General features: G+C 71.7%; 16 protein-coding genes. 2 read left to right on the top strand and 14 right to left on the bottom strand.

The window, feature by feature from the left end:
* Positions 1–6: 6 nt before the first annotated feature.
* The 5 genes from GEV07_03255 to fahA form a co-directional block, all read right to left on the bottom strand.
* Positions 7–1,119 (bottom strand): acyl-CoA dehydrogenase, encoded by a 1,113-nt coding sequence (locus GEV07_03255; GenBank protein MQA01772.1) that lies wholly within the window; start codon positions 1,117–1,119, stop codon positions 7–9.
* Positions 1,120–1,225: 106 nt separating this feature from the next.
* Complete coding sequence (locus GEV07_03250) at positions 1,226–2,401, bottom strand: acyl-CoA dehydrogenase (GenBank protein ID MQA01771.1); 1,176 nt, start codon at positions 2,399–2,401, stop codon at positions 1,226–1,228.
* Complete coding sequence (locus tag GEV07_03245) at positions 2,398–3,618, bottom strand: acyl-CoA dehydrogenase (GenBank protein MQA01770.1); 1,221 nt, start codon at positions 3,616–3,618, stop codon at positions 2,398–2,400. Before GEV07_03245 ends, GEV07_03250 begins: the two co-directional genes overlap by 4 nt.
* A 10-nt stretch (positions 3,619–3,628) precedes the next feature.
* Positions 3,629–4,651: a phosphotransferase gene (locus GEV07_03240; protein MQA01769.1), complete on the bottom strand. Its 1,023-nt coding sequence runs from the start codon at positions 4,649–4,651 to the stop codon at positions 3,629–3,631.
* Between the two features lie 10 nt (positions 4,652–4,661).
* Entirely contained in the window at positions 4,662–5,822 is a 1,161-nt protein-coding gene (gene fahA / locus GEV07_03235; GenBank protein ID MQA01768.1) for a fumarylacetoacetase, read from the bottom strand.
* A gap of 37 nt (positions 5,823–5,859) precedes the next feature.
* On the opposite strand from fahA, the gene GEV07_03230 reads away from it, so the two are divergent.
* The gene (locus tag GEV07_03230) at positions 5,860–6,924 is read left to right on the top strand and encodes an aryldialkylphosphatase (protein ID MQA01767.1); all 1,065 of its coding nucleotides are present in this window, start codon (positions 5,860–5,862) and stop codon (positions 6,922–6,924) included.
* A gap of 8 nt (positions 6,925–6,932) precedes the next feature.
* Here GEV07_03230 and GEV07_03225 read toward each other — a convergent pair whose 3' ends face one another.
* The 9 genes from GEV07_03225 to GEV07_03185 form a co-directional block, all read right to left on the bottom strand.
* On the bottom strand, positions 6,933–8,099 hold the full coding sequence (locus GEV07_03225) for a uroporphyrinogen-III synthase (protein MQA01766.1): 1,167 nt from the start codon (positions 8,097–8,099) through the stop codon (positions 6,933–6,935).
* Positions 8,100–8,134: 35 nt separating this feature from the next.
* Positions 8,135–8,509: a nitrite reductase small subunit NirD gene (gene nirD, locus GEV07_03220; GenBank protein MQA01765.1), complete on the bottom strand. Its 375-nt coding sequence runs from the start codon at positions 8,507–8,509 to the stop codon at positions 8,135–8,137.
* Positions 8,510–8,514: 5 nt separating this feature from the next.
* Entirely contained in the window at positions 8,515–11,052 is a 2,538-nt protein-coding gene (gene nirB, locus GEV07_03215) for a nitrite reductase large subunit (GenBank protein ID MQA01764.1), read from the bottom strand.
* On the bottom strand, positions 11,049–12,503 hold the full coding sequence (locus GEV07_03210; protein MQA01763.1) for an NAD(P)/FAD-dependent oxidoreductase: 1,455 nt from the start codon (positions 12,501–12,503) through the stop codon (positions 11,049–11,051). Before GEV07_03210 ends, nirB begins: the two co-directional genes overlap by 4 nt.
* Entirely contained in the window at positions 12,493–14,532 is a 2,040-nt protein-coding gene (locus tag GEV07_03205) for a molybdopterin-dependent oxidoreductase (protein ID MQA01762.1), read from the bottom strand. Before GEV07_03205 ends, GEV07_03210 begins: the two co-directional genes overlap by 11 nt.
* A 47-nt stretch (positions 14,533–14,579) precedes the next feature.
* Positions 14,580–15,923, bottom strand: a complete 1,344-nt coding sequence (locus GEV07_03200) for an MFS transporter (GenBank protein ID MQA01761.1) — start codon at positions 15,921–15,923, stop codon at positions 14,580–14,582.
* 122 nt (positions 15,924–16,045) lie between these two features.
* On the bottom strand, positions 16,046–16,702 hold the full coding sequence (locus GEV07_03195; GenBank protein ID MQA01760.1) for a TrkA family potassium uptake protein: 657 nt from the start codon (positions 16,700–16,702) through the stop codon (positions 16,046–16,048).
* Positions 16,703–16,709: 7 nt separating this feature from the next.
* The gene (locus GEV07_03190; GenBank protein MQA01759.1) at positions 16,710–18,011 is read right to left on the bottom strand and encodes a TrkH family potassium uptake protein; all 1,302 of its coding nucleotides are present in this window, start codon (positions 18,009–18,011) and stop codon (positions 16,710–16,712) included.
* A gap of 153 nt (positions 18,012–18,164) precedes the next feature.
* Positions 18,165–18,893: an FCD domain-containing protein gene (locus tag GEV07_03185; GenBank protein MQA01758.1), complete on the bottom strand. Its 729-nt coding sequence runs from the start codon at positions 18,891–18,893 to the stop codon at positions 18,165–18,167.
* A gap of 111 nt (positions 18,894–19,004) precedes the next feature.
* Between GEV07_03185 and GEV07_03180 the strand changes: the two genes are divergently transcribed.
* On the top strand, positions 19,005–20,270 hold the full coding sequence (locus GEV07_03180) for a divalent metal cation transporter (GenBank protein ID MQA01757.1): 1,266 nt from the start codon (positions 19,005–19,007) through the stop codon (positions 20,268–20,270).
* Position 20,271: the final 1 nt, after the last annotated feature.

Genomic DNA, 20,271 nt, shown 5'->3' with positions numbered 1-20,271 from the left:
AGCTCCTTACCCGGGTAGGTCGATCAGCGAGGCGAGGGCCGTACGATGCAGGTGCGGGGCGCCGAGGAGCAGCGCGTCGGCCTTGGCGCGCTTCAGCCAGAGGTGGGCCGGGTGCTCCCAGGTGAAGCCGATCCCGCCGTGCAGCTGCAGGCACTCCTCCGCCGCCGTCACGGCCGTCTCCGAGCAGTACGACCGGGCCAGCGCGACGGCCGTCGCCGTGTCCGGGTCGCCGGCCGCGCAGCACGCGGCGGCGTAGCGGGCCGCCGCCCTGGCCTGCGTCACCGCGACCCAGACGTCCGCCAGCCGGTGCTTGACCGCCTGGAAGGAGCCCACCGGGCGGCCGAACTGCATCCGCTGCTTGGCGTACTCGACCGTCGCGTCCACGCAGCGCTGGGCCAACCCGACCTGCTCGGAGGCGAGCACCGCCGCGCCCGCGGCGGTCGCCGCGGACACCGCGCGCTCCGCGGCACCGCCGGCCGCGAGCAGCCGGGCCGGTGCCCCGGTGAGCGTCAGGTCGGTCAGCGGCCGGGTGAGGTCGAGCGAGACCACCCGCTCGGCACCGACGGCCGCGGCGTCGACCGCGTACAGGGCGGGCCCGTCGACGCCGGTCGCCGGCACCAGCACGACGTCGGCCGTCGGCACGTCGACGACCGAGGACATCTGGCCGTCGAGCACGGGACCGGTACGCGCACGCACGGAGCCGGGGAACGCTGCGTCCGGCATCGTGCCCGCCGGCACCGCCAGCGTCGCGACCCGGTCGCCGGACGCGAGCGCGCCGAGCAGCTCGGCCGGTCCGTCCAGGTCGAGCAGTGCCGCCGTCGCGAGCACGGCGCTGCCGAGGAACGGCGTCGGTGCCACGCAGGCGCCGAGCTCCTCCGCCACCACGGCGGACTCGCACCAGCCAGCGCCGGCGCCACCGTACGACTCGGGGATGGGCAGCCCGCCGACGCCGACCTGCCGCGCCAGTGCCCGCCAGAGCTCGACGTCGTACGGCTCGTCGGCCTCCAGCCGGGCGAGCACGGCGTCGTGCGGGCTGCGCTCGGCGAGCAACGTACGCACGCTCGCGCGCAGCGCGTCCTCGTCGGCTGTGTAGCGCAGCCGGGCGCACGGATCGGTCATGAGGAGACCTTCCCCGTGAGCATCGTAGCGAGCATGTGCCGCGCAAGCGACGCGATCAGCGCGAGTGAGCGAGGAGCGGAGCGGGGAAGGTCGACGGGGTGCACTGTCATCGGGGCAGGTCCTTCCACGCGCGGTCGGTGTCGACCCGTGGCTCGGTGGGTAGGCCGAGCACCCGCTCCGCGACCACGTTGCGGAGGATCTCCGAAGTGCCGCCTTCGATCGAGTTGCCCCTCGCGCGCAGGTAGCGGTAGCCGGGGGTGCGCGCGGTGAAGTCGAGGCGGTCCGGCCGGCCCATGGTCCACTCGTCGTAGCGCAGGCCCTCCTCGCCGAGCAGCTCCAGCTCGACGCTCGAGATCTGCTGGTTCAGCTCCGCGAGCACGAGCTTCGCCGCCGAGCCCTCAGGGCCGGGTGCGCCGGCGGCCAGCTGCCTGCGCAGCCGCTCCCCGGCAAGCCTGGAGACCTCCGCGGCCACCCAGCACTGCAGCACCTGGTCGTGCAGCGCGCGGCTGCGCAGCTCCGGCCGGTTGCGCCAGGTCTCGGTGAGCCGGCCGATCATGCCCTGCTCCCGCTCGCGCACGCCGCCGATCGCGATCCGTTCGTTCATCAGCGTCGTACGGGCGATCTGCCAGCCGGCACCGATGTCGCCGAGCCGCTGCGCGTCGGGGATCCGGACGCCGGTGAGGAACACCTCGTTGAACTCGGCCTCACCGGTCGCCTGCCGCAGCGGGCGCACCTCCACCCCTGGCGCCGTCATGTCGCAGACGAAGTACGTGATGCCCTGGTGCTTCGGTACGTCCGGGTCGGTACGGGCGACGAGCAGCGCCCACCGGGCGAAGTGGGCGGAGGACGTCCAGACCTTCTGCCCGTCGACGACCCAGCCGTCACCGTCGCGGGCGGCGCGGGTGGCGAGCGCGGCCAGGTCGGAACCGGCACCCGGCTCGCTGAACAGCTGGCACCACACCTCCTCGCCGGTCCACAACGGGCGCAGCCAGCGCGCCTGCTGCTCCTCCGTACCGTGCGCGGCGATCGTCGGCGCGGCCATGCCGAGCCCGATGACGTTGCGCTCCGGCCGGTTGGACGGCGCACCGGCCGCAGTGAACCGCGCGTCCACCTGCGCCTGCCAGGACCGCGGCGCACCGAGGCCACCCAGCCCGACGGGGTAGTGCACCCACGCCAGGCCGGCGTCGAAGCGTGCGCGCAGGAAGGGGAGCGGCTCGGTGCCGTTCGGTGGGTGCTCGGCGAGGAAGGCGTCGACCCTGGCCAGCACCTCTTCCTCGGTCATCGCGACTCCTGCGCGTACTTGCGCAGCTCCCTGCGGGCGAGCGACCGCCGGTGCACCTCGTCCGGGCCGTCCACGATGCGGAGCGTACGTACGCCCGCCCACAGCTGCGCGAGCAGGAAGTCCTGCGACAGGCCGCCGGCGCCGTGCGCCTGGATCGCCTTGTCGAGCACCCACTCCACGGCCGAAGGGGTGGCGATCTTGATTGCCTGGATCTCCGTGTGCGCGCCCTTGTTGCCCACGGTGTCCATCAGCCACGCGGTCTTCAGCACCAGCAGCCGCAGCTGTTCGATCCGCACCCTGGCCTCGGCGATCCACTCCTGCACGACCCCCTGGTCGGCCAGCGGCCGGCCGAACGCCTTGCGCGAGGTGACCCGCAGGCACATCAGCTCGACGGCGCGCTCGGCCATGCCGAGCGCGCGCATGCAGTGGTGGATGCGGCCGGGCCCGAGGCGCGCCTGCGCGACGGCGAACCCGTCACCCTCGCCGCCGATCAGGTTGGCGGCCGGCACCCTGGCACGGTCGAACACGATCTCCGCGTGCCCGCCGTGCGGGCCGTCGTCGTAGCCGAACACCTCCATGCCGCGTACGACGTTCACGCCCGCGGTGTCGCGTGGCACGAGCACCATGCTCTGCTGCCGGTGCTTCTCCGCGTCCGGGTCGGTGCGGCCCATCACGATGAACACCTGGCAGTCCGGCGCCATCGCGCCCGTCGACCACCACTTGTGCCCGGTGACGACGTACTCGCCGCCGTCGCGCTCGATCGTGCTGGCGATGTTGGTCGCGTCCGACGAGGCGACGTCCGGCTCGGTCATGCAGAACGCGGACCGGATCTCGCCGGCAAGCAGCGGGGCGAGCCACTTCTCCTGCTGCTCCGCCGAGCCGAAGTCGTGCAGCAGCTCCATGTTGCCGGTGTCCGGGGCACTGCAGTTGAGCGCCTCGGGCGCGAGGTGCGGACTGCGGCCGGTGATCTCCGCCAGCGGCGCGTACTGCAGGCTGGTGAGCCCGGCGCCCTCGGGGCCGGGGTAGAAAAGGTTCCACAGCCCGCGGCTGCGGGCCTCGGCCTTCAGCTCCTCGACGACCGGCGGGCGCCGCCACCTGTCACCCGCGGCAGCCACCTGTTCGGCGAAGACCGACTCGGCCGGATAGACGCGTTCGGTCATGAACGCTTCGAGCTTGCCGCGCAGCTCCTCGGTACGGTCGTCGTACCCGAAGTCCATCCGGTGCCTCCTACGGCGTAGCGGTGAGCGCGGTGAGCCCGTACCTGGCGAGCGGTAGCACCGCATCGCCCATCCGGTCGAACCCGGCGCCTACGGTCTTGCCCTGCAGGTCGCGGTAGTGGATGCCCTCGGCGATCACCGCGAGCTTGAAGTGCCCGAACGCCAGGTACCAGGGCCAGTCGGCGAGGTCGGCGCCGCTGCGTACGGCGTACCGATCCACCAGCTCGTGCGCAGCGGGGAAGCCAGCCTCCCTGGTGATGCCGCCCTGCAGCGGACTGTGCGGCACCTCCTCGTAGGCGTCCCAGTAGACGCACAGCAGGCCGAGGTCGGCGAGCGGGTCACCGAGCGTGGCCATCTCCCAGTCGACGACCGCGGCGATCCGGTCCTCGTCGTCCACGATGGTGTTGTCCAGCCGGTAGTCGCCGTGCACGATCGAGTGCCGCCCGGTGGCCGGCACCGACCCGGCGAGCAGGCCGTGCAGCTCGTCCAGCTCGGGCAGCTCCCGGCTGCGCGACGCGTCCAGCTGCATGCGCCACCGCCGCACCTGCCGTTCGAGGAAACCGTCCGGCCGGCCGAAGTCGGCCAGCCCCACGCTCGCAGGGTCGATGACGTGCAGGTCGGCGAGCACGTCGACGAGCTGGAACGACAGCGCCCTGGCACGCTCGGCGCCGAGCTGGTCGGTCTCCGCTGCACTGCGGTATACGGTGCCGCGCACCTCGCTCATCAGGTAGAACGGCGCACCGAGCGGCTCCGCGTCGTCGTTGAGCAGCAGCACCTCGGGTACCGGTACGGCGGTGCCGGCAAGGGCGGCGAGCACCCGGTACTCGCGGGCCATGTCGTGCGCGGTGGCGAGCACGTGCCCGAGCGGTGGCCGCCGCAGGATCCAGCGCCGGCTGCCGTCGGTGACGACGTACGTCAGGTTGGACTTGCCCCCGGTGATCAGCTCGGCGGTGAGCGGCCCGTCGGCCAGCTCCGGCCGGCGGTCGGCCAGGAAGTCGCGCAGCGTCGCCGTGTCAAGGTCGCCGGTGGCCATGTGGGGCAGGCTATCGTGCGGGGACGATCCGGCCACGTACTTCGCCGAGCCCGAGCCGGCCACCGCCGGCCGCAGGCGCGGTGGCGGAGATGACCACCTCGTCGCCGTCCTCGAGGAACGTACGCCGCTCGCCGGCGACCGTCACCGGCTCCGTGCCACCCCAGGTGAGCTCGACGAACGCACCGGCCTGGTCACGCCGCGCACCCGAGACCGTGCCGGACGCGTACAGGTCGCCGGTTCGGGTGGACGCGCCGCCCACCGTCAGGTGCGCGAGCATCTGAGCAGGCGACCAGTACATCTCGCGGTACGGCGGCCGGCTGACCTGCGTGCCGTTCCACTCGACCAGGAAGTCGACGTCCAGACCCCACGGATCCTCACGCAGGTACGGCAGCGGCTCCGGCTGCTGCGGCGGCCGCGCGATCCTGGCGGCGGCCAGCGCGTCGAGCGGCACCACCCAAGGCGAGATCGAGGTGGCGAAGCTCTTGCCGAGGAACGGGCCGAGCGGCACGTACTCCCAGGCCTGGATGTCGCGCGCGGACCAGTCGTTGACCAGCACCGCCCCGAACACGTGCTCGGCGAAGTCGGCGCAGCGGACGGGGGTGCCGAGCGACGAACCGACGCCGACGACGAAGCCGAGCTCCGCCTCGACGTCCAGCCGCCGGCTCGGGCCGTAGCTGGGCGCGTTCTCGTCCGGCGCCTTGCACTGCCCGGACGGCCTGGCGATGTCCGTGCCGGAGACGACGACGGTGCCGGCCCGGCCGTGGTAGCCGACCGGCAGGTGCTTCCAGTTCGGCAGCAGCGGCGGGGAGTCCGGGCGGAACAGCCGGCCGAGGTTGGCGGCGTGGTGCTCGGAGGCGTAGAAGTCCACGAAGTCGGCCACCTCGAACGGCAGCTGGAGCGTCACGCCGGCCACCGGGTGCACCGCGCCGCCGGGCAGCTCGCCGGCGACCAGGTCGGTGACGCGTCGCCGCACCTCCAGCCAGCGCGCCCTGCCCTGCGCCAGGAACGGGTTCAGCGACGGCTGCGCGAAGACGTCGTCGCCGAGCGTGGCCGCGAGGTCGACCACCGAGTCCGCGACCCGTACGCCCACCCGCGGCGCGCCGCCAGGCGGCGCGAACACGCCGTACGGCAGGTTGTCGAGCCCGTACGGCGAACCCTCGGGTACCGCCATCTTCACCGGCCTCACGGTACGCGGATCTTGACCACAGGTGGCCGGCCGTCATAGGGATGGTCCTGTGCCGCAGCCCATCGTCCGCACCGTTCTCGGCGACGTCGACCCAGATGCGCTCGGCCACACCCAGCCGCACGAGCACCTGCTCATCGACCTGCGCCGGCCGCGGAGCAAGCGCGCGACGGCGTCCGAGCGGGCGCTGGACGAAGCGCCCATCACGTTGGAGAACTACTACTACGTGCGGCGGCACCATACCTCCGCCGACCTGCAGCTGTTCGACCGGGACGTGGCGGTCGAGGAGCTGGCCAGGTACGTAGCCGCAGGCGGCGGCACGATCGTGGACGCCACCAGCATCGGGCTCGGCCGCGACCCGCACGGGCTGGCGGACATCGCCCGGCGCAGCGGCGTGCACGTGGTGATGGGCGCCGGCTTCTACTTCCGCGACTACCACCCTGCCGACGTCGCGACGGCGACGCAGTACGAGCTCACCGCGGAGATCGTCGCGGACGTACGCACCGGCGTCGGCGACACGGGGATCCGGTCCGGCGTGATCGGCGAGATCGGGCTCAGCCATCCGTTGCACGCGGACGAGGCGAAGGTGCTGCGTGCCGCGTGCGCGGCACAGCGCGAGACCGGCGCGGCGCTGATGATCCACCCAGGTCGCGACCCGCGGTCACCGCTCGAGGCGCTGGACGTCGTCGCCGCGGAGGGCGTCGACCAGGCGCGGGTGATCATGAGCCACATCGAGCGCACGGTCTTCTCCACCGCGGACATCAGAGCCATCGCCGACCGCGGCTGCTACGTCGCGTTCGACCTGTTCGGGCAGGAGTCGAGCTACTACGCGCTCGCGCCGATCGACATGCCCAACGACGCCACCCGGGTCGACTACATCGTCGACCTGGTCGCGCACGGCCACGGCGACCGGGTGCTCGTGTCGCAGGACATCTGCCACAAGTCGAACATGACGACGTACGGCGGTGAGGGGTTCGCGCACATCCTCGACCACGTGGTGCCGCTGATGCGGCGGAAGGGGATCGACGACGCGGGGATCGCCGCGATCACCGTCACCAACCCGGCCCGCGCCATCGCCTTCCCCGGTTGAGGCGGCGGTCAGCCGTCGCAGTCGCCGGGTTCGAGGGCGAGCCGGTAACCGCGCTTCACGATCGTCTGCACGAGGCCGGAGACGCCAAGCGACGAGCGCAACCTGGCGACGGCCATCTCCACCGCGTGCTCGTCGTCGCCACCGCCGGGCAGGGCGGTCAACAGCCGTGCACGCGACACCACCTCGCCGGGGCGGCGGGCCAGCTCGCGCAGCAGCGCGATCGACGCCGGCGCCAACGGCTTCAGCTCACCGTCAAGCACGACCGCACGCCCGCGTAGCTCCACCGTGTGGCCGGCCACAGGCAACGACCGCGCGCGGGCCGGTAGCTCCTCGGCCAGCCGGCGCACCATCGCCCCGATGCGGGCCCGAGCGGGCCAGACGGTGGGGATGTCGCGGGCCTCCAACGGTCCTGCGGTCACCGGGCCGACGCACATCGCCAGCACGTCGTGCCGCAGCGCGCCGACCATCAGCTCGCCGCATCCGCCGGCGTCCGCGTGCGCGAGCAGGCTCGCCGCCGCCGGCGCGCTGGTGAACGTCACGGCGTCGAGCGCACGGGTGATCACGGCGTCCACCATCCGGTCAAGCGGCGCGGTGTCGACCGGACCGACCCAGCGGTATACGGGGACGGTCACGACGTCGGCGCCGGCCAGCTCCAGCGCAGCACAGAAGTCGGGCAGCGGCTCGCCGTGCAGCTGTACGGCGATGCGCTTGCCGTCCACGCCGTCGGTGAGCAGGTGGTCGAGCACCTCGGTGGACGACTCGGACGGCGGCGACCACGCCTCGGTGATGCCGGCTGCCCGTACCGCCCCCTTCGCCTTCGGGCCACGGGTCAGCACGGTGGCGCTGCGCAGCGCGTCGAGCAGCGGCTCGGTGAGCCCCCACGCGTCCGCCGCCTCCACCCAGCCGCGGAACCCGATGCCGGTGGAGGCGACCACGACGTCAGGCGGCTCGGCGACGACGGCGCGGATCGCAGCGAGCAGCTCGGTGTCGTCGGCAAGCGGCACGATCCGGATCGCCGGCGCGTGCAGCACGGTCGCGCCGCGCCGCTCCAGCAGGTTGCCGAGCTCCTCCGCGCGCCGCGCCGCGGTCACGCCGACGCTGAACCCGGCCAGCGGTTCGGGCCCGGGCTCGTCCGCACCGCTCGGCTCGACGACGGATACCGAAGGGTTCGTCATCACGGGCCTCCTCGTCTGGCGGGTCCGGTCATCGGCTATCCCGCCATCGGCAGAGCGCGCTCGCCAGCGTACGCCACCTGCACCTCGTCGCCACGCACCCGGACCGGAACGACGTCCACCGCCAGCGAGTCGTCGGTGAGGCAACGCCCGCTGGCCAGCTCGTACACGTGCTTGAGCATGGGCGACGTGACCGTCGGCACGCCGCCGCGGTCACCGACGATGCCGCGGGACAGCACCGCCGCCCCGCACGCGGGGTCGACGTTGTCGAGGGCGTACACGGTGCCGTCGTGAGTGCGGAACACCGCGGCCTGGCTGCCGTCGGGCAGCAACACCGCGACACCGCGCTCCGGCTGCAGCTGTGTCAGCGCGCAGCCGGTAGTCCACTGCCGCCGTTCGATCATCACCGTCATGTCGTTCACCTCCGTGGAGAGACCGGCTGAGATCCGCGAGGTACGTCGGGTACGCCGAGGTCCACGGGTACGCGAGTCGGAATGCGCTGGTCGCGTTCGACGCTGAACTCGATCGACGGGTCGGGCTCGTGCGGCGCGTTCACGAACGACACGAACCGGGTCAGTTTCTCCGGGTCGTCAAGCACCGCACGCCACTCGTCTTCGTACGAGGCTACGTGGCGCTGCATGGCCGCGTCCAGATCGGCACATATGCCCAGGCTGTCGTCGACGATCACGGCCCGCAGGTGGTCGAGGCCGCCGTCCAGCTGCTCGATCCAGCTCGCCGTGCGTTGCAGCCGGTCGGCCGTGCGGACGTACAGCATGAGGAAGCGGTCGATGTACGTGACCAGCGTCTCGTAGTCGAGGTCGTGCGCGAACAGGTCGGCGTGCCTGGGGCGGAAGCCGCCGTTGCCGCCGACGTACAGGTTCCAGCCGTTCTCGGTGGCGATCACGCCGACGTCCTTCGACTGGGCCTCCGCGCACTCCCGCGCACACCCGGAGACACCGAGCTTGATCTTGTGCGGCGCGCGCAGGCCCCGGTAGCGCAGCTCCAGGTCGATGGCCATGGTCACGGAGTCCTGCACGCCGTACCTGCACCAGGTGGAGCCGACGCAGGACTTCACCGTTCGCAACGCCTTGCCGTACGCGTGCCCGGACTCGAAGCCCGCGTCCACCAGCCGGCGCCAGATCTCCGGCAGCTGCTCCACCCGCGCACCGAACATGTCGATGCGCTGGCCGCCGGTGATCTTCGTGTACAGGCCGAAGTCCTGCGCCACCTGCGCGATCACGAGGAGCTGCTCCGGCCTGATCTCGCCGCCCGGTATTCGCGGCACCACCGAGTACGTGCCGTTGCGCTGCAGGTTGGCGAGGAAGTGGTCGTTGGTGTCCTGCAGCGCGGCCTGCTCGCCGGCGAGGATGTGCCCGTTGCCCTGCGAGGCGAGGATGGACGCGACGGCGGGCTTGCAGATGTCGCAGCCGCGACCCCGCCCGTACGCCTCGACCAGCCCGGAGAACGTGGTGTGCCCGGTGACCGCGACGATCTCGAACAGCTCAGCCCGCGAGTAGTCGAAGTGCTCACACAGCGCCCTGGACGTCTCGACGCCCGCGTGGTCGAGCAGCTGGCCGAGCGCAGGGACGCAGCTGCCGCAGCTGGTGCCGGCGCGCGTGCAGGCCTTGATCGACGGCACGTCGGTGCACTCGTGCTCGCCGACGGCGGTGAGGATGTCTCCCTTGGTCACCGCGTTGCACGAGCAGATCTGGGCCTCGTCCGGCAACGCGGCGATGCCGCTGCCGGCGGGCTGGCCGCCGGCGGGGGCGATCAGCGCGGCCGGGTCGGCAGGCAGCGCCGAACCCACAAGCGGCCGCAGCGTCGCGTACTGCGACGCGTCCCCGACCAGCACGCCGCCGAGCAGCGTACGGGCGTCGTCGGAGACCACGAGCTTCGCGTACGTACCCGCCACCGGGTCGTTCAGCACGACCTCGAGCGCGTCCTGCTCGCGTGCGTGCGCGTCGCCGAAGCTGGCCACGTCCACGCCGAGCAGCTTGAGCTTGGTGGCCGTGTCCGCGCCGGGGAACTCGGCCGCGCCGCCGAGCAGCCGGTCGACGACCACCTCGGCCATCGCGTAGCCGGGCGCGACCAGACCGTACGTGCGGCCGTCCACGGCGGCGCACTCGCCGACCGCGTAGATGGACGGGTCCGCAGTGCCGCAGCCACCGTCGACGACGACCCCGCCGCGGTCACCGAGCGGCAGACCGGCCGCGGCGGCCAGCTCGTCGCGCGGCCGCACGCCGGCGGAGAAGACGACCAGGTCGGTGGAGAGCTCGGTGCCGTCGGACATTACGAGCTGCCGCACCCGGCCGTCCGCGCCGGGCTGGATCGCCTTGCCGGCGCGGTCGCAGTGCACGGTGACGCCCAGCTCGGTGACTATCCGGCCGAGCAGCGCACCGCCGCCCTCGTCCACCTGCATCGGCATCAGCCGCGACGCGAACTCCACCACGTGCGTCTCCAGGCCGAGCGCGACCAGCGCGTTCGCCGCCTCCAGGCCGAGCAGCCCGCCGCCGACCACCACGCCGCGGCGCGCGCCGTCGGCCGCGGCTTGGATGGCGTCCAGGTCGTCGATGGTGCGGTAGACGAAGCACCCTTCGGTGTCCGCGCCGTCCACCGGCGGTACGAACGGCCGCGACCCGGTGGCCAGCACCAGCGCGTCGTAGCCGTGTACGGCGCCCGACGCCGTCGTCACCGTGCGGTTCGCCCGGTCGATGGCGGTGGCCGGGTCGCCGAGCCGCAGGCCGACGAGCGGGTCGGCCGGGTCGAACGCCGGCAGCCGCAGGTCCGTCTCGCTCTTGCCGTCGAAGTACGACGACAGCGCCACCCGGTCGTACGCGGGGCGCGGCTCCTCGGCGAGCGCGGTGACCTGCCAGCTGCCCGCCTCGTCCCGTGCGCGCAGCGCCTCCACCAACCGGTGGCCGACCATCCCCTGCCCGATCACAACGAGTTGTTTCATGCGGCAGCCTCCTTCCGCTCGGCCTCCTCGAGTGCGACGGTGATCGCCTCCACCTGGGAGCGGCAGCCGCCGCAGCCGGTGGTCGCCCTGGTCGCCGTCGTGAGGTCGGCGGTCGTGCACGCGCCGGCCTGCCAGGCCTCGGTGAGCCGGCCCATGGTGACCGTGTTGCAGTGGCACACCACCTCTTTCGGCGCGGGCAGCGCGGGCGCCACCTCGGCCGGCATCGCCCGGCCGAGCAACAGCGCCATCCGGTCGGCGGGTGCCGGGTCGCCGGCGTCGTACAGCCGCACGATGTTCGCCGCGGCGTCCGGCAGGCCGAGCATGATGGCGCCGACGACGCGGTCCTCGCGCAGCACGAGCTTGCCGTAGCGCCCGCGCCGCGGGTCCTCCAACCGCACGGCCTCGGTGTGCTCGTCGTTGTCGGCGTGTGCCTCGCCGAGGCTGGTGAGGTCGAGGTTGCTGGCCTTCAGCCGGGTGACGACAGGCGTGCCCTCGTACGTAGCGGCCGGGTCGGCGCCGGTCAGCCTGGCGGCGAGCACGGCAGCCTGCTCCCACGCCGGCTGGACGAGCGCGCCGGTCTCGCCGCGGTGCTGCGCGCAGTCGCCGATCGCGTGGATGTGCGGGTCGGACGTCGTCAACCGGTCGTCCACCACGACGCCCCGCTCGACGGCCAGCCGCGCCCGCCGCGCGAGGCTGGTACGGGCTCGCACGCCCGCCGACACGACCACGCTGTCGGCGCCCAGCCAGCTGCCGTCGGAGAGCTCCAGGCCGTGGCCGGGCAACCATCCGGTCGCCGTGACGCTCAGCCGCACCTGCACGCCGAGCCCGGTGAGCTGGTCGTGCAGCAGCCGCCCTGCGGTGACGTCGAGCTGGCGTTCCATCAGGTGTCCGACCGGGTGCACGACCGTCACGTCGGCGCCGCTTGCGGCCAACCCGCGCGCGGCCTCGAGGCCGAGCAGCCCACCTCCGAGCACCGCGTACGTCCGGCCCTGGCCGGCCGCGGCGCGCAAGGCGCGGCAGTCGTCCAGGTCGCGGAAGGCGGTGACGCCGCCGGCCAGCTCGCCGTACGCCGTGGTGAGCCCGTCGACCGGCGGCAGCCACGGCTGGCTGCCGGTGGCGAGCACCAGGTCGTCGTAGCCGACCACCGTGCCGTCGTCCAGCACCAGGTGCCGGCCCGCGGGTTCTACGGCGCGCACGCCCACGTTGCAGCGCACGTCCACCTGGTGCCGCAGCGCCCAGTCGGGCCCGTGCAGGTAGAGGTCGTCCGGGTCCAGGCCACCGGCGAGCGCCGCAGAAAGCAGCACCCGGTTGTACGCCCGGTGCGGCTCTGCGCCGAAGACGGTCAGCTGCACCCGGCGCGCGTCCGGGTCGTGCCGGCGCACCTCCTCGGCGAACCGCGCGCCCGCCATGCCGTAGCCAACGACGGCCACCCGTCGGGGATCACTGCTCATGGACTGCCTCCAGTCGCACCGCGCACACCTTGAACTCCGGCATCCGGCTGGTCGGGTCGAGCGCGGTGTTCGTGATGCCGTTCGCCGCCTGTTCGCCGCCGAAGTGGAAGGGCAGGAAGACCGTGTCAAGGCGCAGGTGCGGCACGCATCGCACGCGAGCCACGGCGGCGCCGCGCCGCGAGACGACGTGCGCGCGGACACCGTCGGCGAGGCCGGCACGCGCCGCCGTGTCCGGGTGCACCTCGACGAACGACTCGTCGACGTCGTCGGTCAGCTCGGCGACCCTGCGGGTCTGCGCGCCCGACTGGTAGTGCTGCAGGATCCGCCCGGTGGTGGCACGCAGCGGGTAGCCGGCGTCCGGCGTCTCCGCCGGGTCGCAGTGGTCGACGGGCAGCAGCCGCGCCCTCCCGTCCTGGTGCGCGAAACCGTCGAGGAACAGCCGCGGTGTGTCGTCCTCGTCGGCGCACGGCCAGTGCACGGCGGCGCCCGCGTCCAGCCGCGCGTAGTCGACGCCGGAGTAGTCGGCGACGCCACCGGCGGACGCCTCGCCGAGCTCGGCGAAGACCGTCTCCGGGTCGGCGGGGAACCGGTCGGCCGGCTGCCCGAGGCGTACGGCCAGCTCGTGCAACACCTCGAGGTCCGTGCGCACGCCGGGTGGCGGAGCGGTCGCGCGCCGCCGGCGCAGCACCCGGCCCTCCAGGTTGGTCATCGTGCCGTCCTCCTCCGCCCACTGCGTCACCGGCAGCACGACGTCGGCCAGCTCGGCCGTCTCCGACGGCACGAAGTCAGCCACCACCAGCAGGTCGAGCGCGGCCAACCGCTCGGCGACCGCGGTGGCGTCAGGCGCGGAGACCACCGGGTTGGAGCCGAACACCAGCAGCGCACGCGGCCCGCCGGCGCGGCCGAGCGAGAGCAGCAGCTCGTACGCGCTGCGCCCGGGTCCTGGCAGCGTCGCGGGGTCGACGCCCCAGATGCCCGCGACGTGCTCGCGGGCCTGCGGGTCGGCGATCTTGCGGTAGCCGGGCAGCTGGTCGGCCTTCTGCCCGTGCTCCCTGCCGCCCTGCCCGTTGCCCTGCCCGGTGAGGCAGCCGTAGCCGGACCCGACCCGTCCTGGCAGGCCGAGGGCCAGCGCCAGGTTGATCCAGCCGGTCACCGTGTCGGTGCCGTTCGCGTGCTGCTCGCTGCCGCGTCCGGTGAGCACGTACGCACGCGCCGCGCCGGCGAGCAGCCGCGCGACCTCGCGGATGTCGTGCGCGGCCACCCCGGTGACCCGCTCCGCGCGTTCCGGCCACCACTGCGCCGCCAGCTGCCAGGCGTCCGCGAACCCGGTCGTGCGTTCGGCCAGGTAGGCGCGGTCGTGCCGGCCCTCGGCCACCACGGCGTGCAGCAGCCCCAGCGCGAGCGCGAGGTCGGTGCCCGGCACCGGCTGCAGGTGCAGCCCGCCGGCCGCGAGCGCCAGCTCGGCCGTCCGCGTGCGCCTCGGGTCGACGACCACCGGCCGGGCGGCACGCAGGTGCCCCATCAGCGGCGGCATGGTCTCCGCCGGGTTGGTCCCGGCGAGCAGTACGACGTCCGCGACGTCCAGGTCGGTGACGGGGAACGGCAGCCCGCGGTCCAGGCCGAACGCCGCTATACCGGCCGCGGCGGCCGACGACATGCAGAACCGTCCGTTGTAGTCGATCTGCGACGTGCCAAGCGCGACCCGCGCGAACTTGCCGAGCTGGTACGCCTTCTCGTTGGTGAGGCCGCCGCCGCCGAACACCCCCACGGCGTCCGGCCCGTGCTCGGCGCGTAGCGCCGCGAGCCGGTTCGCCACCAGGTCGAGCGCGTGCGTCCAGCTCACCGGGCGCAGCGGTGCGGACCTGTGCTCGCGGGCGAGCGGCGCCTTCAACCGGTCGGCCACGGTGAGCATCGCCGCCGCCGACCAGCCCTTCTGGCACAGCCCACCGCGGTTGGTCGGGAAGTCCAGCGGCGTCACCGTCAGGCGTGCGGACTCGGCCCGATCGCCATTGACCGGACCGAGCGCCATCGCGCACTGCAGCGCACAGTACGGGCAGTGCGTAGCTACCGCGCCGCTCAAGCCGGACGCCTGAGGTAGACGGCGAACGTGGTGACCATACACACCGCGTAGAAGATGAGGAAGGCCACGAACGCGGGCGAGCCCGAGCCGACGCTGAGGAACGACTGCCGGAAGGCCAGGTTGATCAGCACCCCGCCGACGGCCCCGATCGCACCGCAGAGACCGATCAGCGAACCGGAGTTGAGCCGCGCCCACTTTCGCGCGTCCTCCGGGTCACTGCCCGCGGCGATCCGGTCCTGGGCCTGCGCCGCGAAGATCGAAGGGATCATTTTGTACGTCGAGCCGTTGCCGACGCCGGTGAGCACGAACAGCACGATGAAGCCGGTGGTGAACACGCCGAGGGAGTCCTGCGCGGACGCCAGCAGGATCACGCCGACGCCGGCGATCATGGCGCCGAAGTTCCAGCAGGTGACCTTCGCGCCACCGATCTTGTCCGACAGCCAGCCACCGACCGGGCGCGACAGCGAACCGAGCAGCGGGCCGAGGAAGGTGACGGCCATCGCCTCGACCGGCGTGCGGTTGAACTGGTTCTGCAGCACCAGCCCGAACGCGAAGCTGTACCCGATGAACGAGCCGAACGTACCGATGTACAGGAACGACATCACCCAGCTGTGCTTGTCCTTCATCACCGCGAACTGCTTGCGCGCGTCCGCCTTCGTACCGGCGATGTTGTCCATGTAACGGATCGCCACCAGCGCGGCGAGCAACACCAGCGGCAGGTAGAAGTAAGGCAGGTACTCCGGGTGCGCCGTACCGAAGACGGCGATGACGACCAGGCCGACGACCTGGATGGCCGCGACCCCGATGTTCCCGCCACCTGCGTTGAGGCCGAGCGCCCAGCCCTTGCGGCGTTCTGGGAAGAACTGGTTGATGTTCGTCATGGAGGACGAGAAGTTCGCCCCGCCGAAGCCCGCGACGATGCCTGCCAAGAGGAACGCCCAGTACGGCGAGCCAGGCTGGGTGATCAGGTACGCCGCGGCGGCCGTCGGGACGAGCAGGATGAACGTGTTCGAGACCGTCCAGTTGCGGCCGCCGAACCTCGGTACGGCCAGCGTGTACGGCACCCGCATCACGGCGCCCACGAGCGCGATGACCGAGGTGAGCAGGAACTTTGCTGCGACATCGATGGTGAAGCCGTTCTCCGGTGTCATGAACAGCACGAGCACCGACCACAGCGTCCAGATGGAGAAGCCGAGGTGCTCGGAGAAGATCGACGCCAGCAGGTTCCTGTTCGCAACTTTGCTGCCTTCGCGCGCCCAGAAGTCCGGGTCTTCGGGGTTCCAGTTCTCGAGCACACGGCCACGCCGCCGTTGCTGGGTGGGCAGTGCCTGAGTAGTCATCGAGTGACCTCCCGGATGTGGCGAGGACTCTCGACGCTAGGCGGCAGGTGTTGCGTCCACGTGATCCGACGTAACGGGCGTGAAACACAGCCCTCACATGCCCCTACGACACCCGGTGAGGTTCAGATGGCGGCGGCGAAGCGCTCCACGTCGTCGACCTTGCCCACCGCGGCGATCACATCACCGTACTTGACCACGGTGTCCGCGGTGGCGTGCTCGAAGTCGGTGTCGTGCTCAGCCTTGACGGCCACCACCTTCACCCGGTGCTTGGCCAGCAGTCGGGCCTCGCCGAGCGGCACGCCCACCAGGTCCTGCGGCGGGGTCGCCTTGACCATCGCGAAGTTGTCACCGATCTCGACGTAGTCGAGCAGGCGCGCGTGCACCAGGTGCGCCACCCGTTCGCCCATGTCGTGTTCGGGGAACACCACGTGGTGGGCACCGATCCGCTCGAGGATCCGGCCGTGCTGGAGCGTGATGGCCTTCGCCCAGATGTGGTCGATCTCCAGCTCGACCAGCATCGACGTGGTCAGGATGCTGGCCTCGATGTCGCTGCCGATGGCCACCACGGCGCGGTTGTACTCCGCTGCGTCGACCTGCCGCAGTGCTTCGATGTCGGTCGAGTCGAGCGTCACCACGTGGGTGAGTTGCTCAGCCATCCGCTGTACGACCTCCGGCCGCTGGTCAAGTGCCAGCACCTCCGTGCCCCGGCGCGCCAGCTCGACGGCGAGCGCGCTGCCGAACCGACCCAGGCCGACGACCACGACCGGGTCCCTCCTCATCCGCGGCTCAGCCAACGATCGTTCGCTCCTCAGGCAGCTCGTAACGCCGCGGCCGCTCGCGCAGCGCGAGCGCGGACGCGAGGGTCAGCGGCCCCAGCCTGCCGACGAACATCAACACCGTGATGAGGACGTGCGCCACCCGTGGCAGGTCCGCGGTGATGCCCGTCGACAGCCCGACGGTACCGAACGCGGAGACGGTCTCGAACAACACGCGGTCGAGACGGTACGGAGTCAGTGCCAGCAGCAGGAACGTCACCACGGCGACCAGGCCGATGCCGAGCAGCGCGATGGTCAGCGCCTGCCTGTGGTTCGTCTCCGGCACTCGCCGCCTGCCGACGTTCACCCGTGACTCGCCGCGCATCTCCGCCCAGATCACGAACGCGAGCAGCCCGAAGGTCGTCACCTTTATGCCGCCCGCCGTTCCCGCACTGCCGCCGCCGATGAACATCAGCAGGTCGGTGAAGAGCCAGCTCACCGGGTGCATCTCCGCGACGTCGATGGAGTTGAAACCGGCCGTACGTGCCGTAGCGGACGCGAAGAACCCGGCGAGCAGCTTCGCCGGGCCGTTCAGCGGGCCCAGCGTCTTCGGGTTGTTGTACTCGCTGATGGTGATCACCACGGTGCCGATCACCAGCAGCGCCGCGCTGATCCCCACGGTGAGCTTGGTCAGCACGGACCAGCGCCTCGGCCGCCGCCACGAGCGCACCAGCTCGAAGATGACCGGGAAGCCGAGCCCGCCGACGATGAACGCGACGGCGATGGTGCCCGTGACCCACGGGTCGGCGACGTACCTCATGAGGCTGTCGGCGTGCAGCGAGAAACCGGCGTTGTTGAACGCGGAGATGGCGTGGAACACCCCGCTGTACGCGGCGTCCCCGAACGGCCGGTCGTACGCGGTCGCGAACCTCGCAGTGAGGATCACCGCGACGACCAGCTCACTGCCGAGGCTGAACGCGACGATGTTGCGCACGACCCTGCGGATGTCCTGCAGCCGGAGGCTCTTCGTCTCCGCCTGCGCCCGCAGCCGGGTGCGCAGGTCGATCCGGCGCGCCAGCACCACGGCGAGCAACGTCGCCAGCGTCATGATGCCGAGCCCGCCGGCCTGGATGAGCACGAGGATGACGATCTCGCCGGACAGCGACCAGTGCGAACTGGTGTCCACGGTGACCAGGCCGGTGACGCACACCGCCGAGGTCGACGTGAACAGGGCGTCGACGAAAGGTGCGCGGGTGCCGGCCTCGGTGGCGAACGGCAGCGACAGCAGGCCGGTGCCGAGCAGGATGGCGCTGCCGAACCCGCCGGCGATCACCTGAGCCGGGTGCCCGAGTCGACCAGGCAGCTCGGACCTGGCAGTGGCCCGTTCACTCGTCTGGCTGGGCACCTCGATGTCTACTCTCCACACCCGGTCGTATGACGTCCTGACCAGCGACCGAGCTTAGTGCGTCACCCACGGCAGCGGCGGTCAGGCAGTCCGTCGACCGGGCGACTTCCCTGAGTCAGCGAGCTCGGCGCCTACCAGCTCGCCGATGCTGCGCAGATGCTCGGCCATCGCTGCCTCCGCGGCGTCCGGTGTGCCCGCCTGGATGGCGTCCAGGATCTCCCGGTGCGCGGTCAGCGACAGGTTGCGCCGCCGCTTCCCCTGCAGCCCCAGCCGCCGTGACGACCTACCCCATTCGCAGACCACGTTCATCAGCTCGCCTACCAGCGGGTTGTGCGCCGCGTCCCCGACGGCCCGGTGGAACTCCAGGTCCAGCAGCCGGCTCGCGGCCGGCTCGCTCTCCGCCTCGGCCAGCAGCTCGCGCAGCCGGCGCAGGTCAGGACGGGTGGCGCGCTCCGCCGCCCGGGCGGCGACCTGCGGCTCGACCGTGGCACGCAGGTCCATCACCTGGCGGAAGTCGTGCTCCGCGGCACCGAGCGCGGACGACAGCGCCGCGCCCAGGCCGGAGGGCAGCCGCTCGACGACGATGGTGCCGCGGCCCGGCCTGCGGTCGAGCAGGCCCTTGAGCTGCAGCTCGTGCAAAGCCTGCCGCAGGGACGTACGCGACACGCCGAGCGTGGCCGCCAGCTCGCGTTCCGGCGGGATGCGTTCGCCGCGCGGCAGCTCGCCCCGCATGATCATCAGCTCGAGCTCGGTGGCCAGGTGCTGGCACAGCGTTGTCGTGTCCCGGGTCAGCTTCGACCAGTCCGTCATGCCCTCCACCACCCGCAGCGACGAGTCTTGCGCGAGCAACGATACTTCTGACAAGTTGGTCCAACCAACAAGCCAAACACACCATTGGTGTGCCCCTCGGACAGGGGATGCATGGCCGACGAGCAGGTCGAACGCGAACAGCGCACACCAAGCGGATCGCGCGTACGCCGCGGCTTGCTCGTCATCGGGCCGGGCCTCGCGATCGCCGCCGCCGGGGTAGGCGCCGGCGACATGGTCTCGTCACTGACCTTGGGTGCCACCTACGGGCTCACGCTCGCCTGGGCGGTCATAATCGGCGCCCTGGTGAAGTTCGCCGGCACCGAGTCGATCGGCCGCTGGTACCTCGCCACCGGGAAGACGCCCCTGCGTGGCTTCGACTCGATCAGCCGGTGGGTTACCGGCTACTTCGGTGCGTACTCCATCCTCATCGGCTTCTTCTACGGCGCCGCCATCGCGTCCGCAACGGGGCTGGCCGTGCACGCGTTGATCCCGGCGATCTCCGTGCGGCTCGGCGCCGTGCTCGGCATCGTGGCGGGGTTGGCGATCCTCTGGATCGGTCGCTACGGCGTGTTCCAGAAGGTGATGTCGTTCTTCGTCGCCGTCATGTTCGTCTCGATCGTCGGTGCCGCGATCATCACCAGGCCCGACCTCGACGTGTTGACGGCCGGCTTCAAACCGACCATCCCGGACGGCGGCCTGCTGTACGTGCTCGGCGTCATGGGCGGGGTCGGCATGTCTATCGGCCTGCTCTCGTACGGCTACTGGCTGCGCGACCGCGGTTGGACCGGGCCGAGCTGGGTCTCCACGATGCGGCTCGACCTGGTCATCGGCTACGTCATGACGTTCGTCTTCATGCTCTCCATGATGATCGTCGGGGCGGAGTTCCTGCAGGGCAGCGAGCGCAGCATCGAGGACGAGGAGGGCCTGCTGGCGCTGGCCGACCCGTTCGCGGCGCAGTTCGGCGAGCTGGCCAAGTGGCTGCTGCTCATCGGGTTCTTCTCCGCCGTCTTCAGCTCGCTGGTGGGCGGGTTCAACGCGCTTGCCTACGTGTTCTCCGACATCGTGAACATCTTCAGGGGCAAGGAGCAGGAGCGCGACGACCAGGCAGAGCGCACCTGGCCGTTCCGCGGCTACCTGCTGTGGATGAGCTTCCCGCCACTGTTGATGCTGCTGTTCGACCAGCCGATCCTGCTGGTGCTCATCTACGCCGCGCTCGGCGCGCTGTTCATGCCGGCGATGGTGGCGGGGCTGCTGTGGCTGATGAACTCGAAGCGGGTGCCGAAGGGTTTCAGGAACGGGTTCGTGGTCAACGCCATCCTCGGCCTCTCGCTGCTGATGTACGTCGTGCTCGGCGTGCACGAGCTGCTCAACCTCTGAC

Source organism: Streptosporangiales bacterium (genome assembly GCA_009379825.1).
GTDB lineage: Bacteria > Actinomycetota > Actinomycetes > Streptosporangiales > WHST01 > WHST01.
Note: the sequence above shows the minus strand (reverse complement) of the source record. Positions and strands in the feature narration are given on the sequence as shown.

Excerpts from the sequence above, each read along its gene's own strand:
- GEV07_03210 (MQA01763.1), bottom strand. The coding sequence starts at position 12,503 with ATGAGCAGTGATCCCCGACGGGTGGCCGTCGTTGGCTACGGCATGGCG.
- GEV07_03205 (MQA01762.1), bottom strand. The coding sequence starts at position 14,532 with ATGGCGCTCGGTCCGGTCAATGGCGATCGGGCCGAGTCCGCACGCCTG.
- GEV07_03180 (MQA01757.1), top strand. The coding sequence starts at position 19,005 with ATGGCCGACGAGCAGGTCGAACGCGAACAGCGCACACCAAGCGGATCG.
- GEV07_03240 (MQA01769.1), bottom strand. The coding sequence starts at position 4,651 with ATGGCCACCGGCGACCTTGACACGGCGACGCTGCGCGACTTCCTGGCC.
- GEV07_03185 (MQA01758.1), bottom strand. The coding sequence starts at position 18,893 with ATGACGGACTGGTCGAAGCTGACCCGGGACACGACAACGCTGTGCCAG.
- GEV07_03200 (MQA01761.1), bottom strand. The coding sequence starts at position 15,923 with ATGACTACTCAGGCACTGCCCACCCAGCAACGGCGGCGTGGCCGTGTG.
- GEV07_03225 (MQA01766.1), bottom strand. The coding sequence starts at position 8,099 with ATGACGAACCCTTCGGTATCCGTCGTCGAGCCGAGCGGTGCGGACGAG.
- GEV07_03255 (MQA01772.1), bottom strand. The coding sequence starts at position 1,119 with ATGACCGATCCGTGCGCCCGGCTGCGCTACACAGCCGACGAGGACGCG.
- GEV07_03245 (MQA01770.1), bottom strand. The coding sequence starts at position 3,618 with ATGGACTTCGGGTACGACGACCGTACCGAGGAGCTGCGCGGCAAGCTC.
- fahA (MQA01768.1), bottom strand. The coding sequence starts at position 5,822 with ATGGCGGTACCCGAGGGTTCGCCGTACGGGCTCGACAACCTGCCGTAC.
- nirB (MQA01764.1), bottom strand. The coding sequence starts at position 11,052 with ATGAAACAACTCGTTGTGATCGGGCAGGGGATGGTCGGCCACCGGTTG.
- GEV07_03250 (MQA01771.1), bottom strand. The coding sequence starts at position 2,401 with ATGACCGAGGAAGAGGTGCTGGCCAGGGTCGACGCCTTCCTCGCCGAG.
- nirD (MQA01765.1), bottom strand. The coding sequence starts at position 8,509 with ATGACGGTGATGATCGAACGGCGGCAGTGGACTACCGGCTGCGCGCTG.
- GEV07_03195 (MQA01760.1), bottom strand. The coding sequence starts at position 16,702 with ATGAGGAGGGACCCGGTCGTGGTCGTCGGCCTGGGTCGGTTCGGCAGC.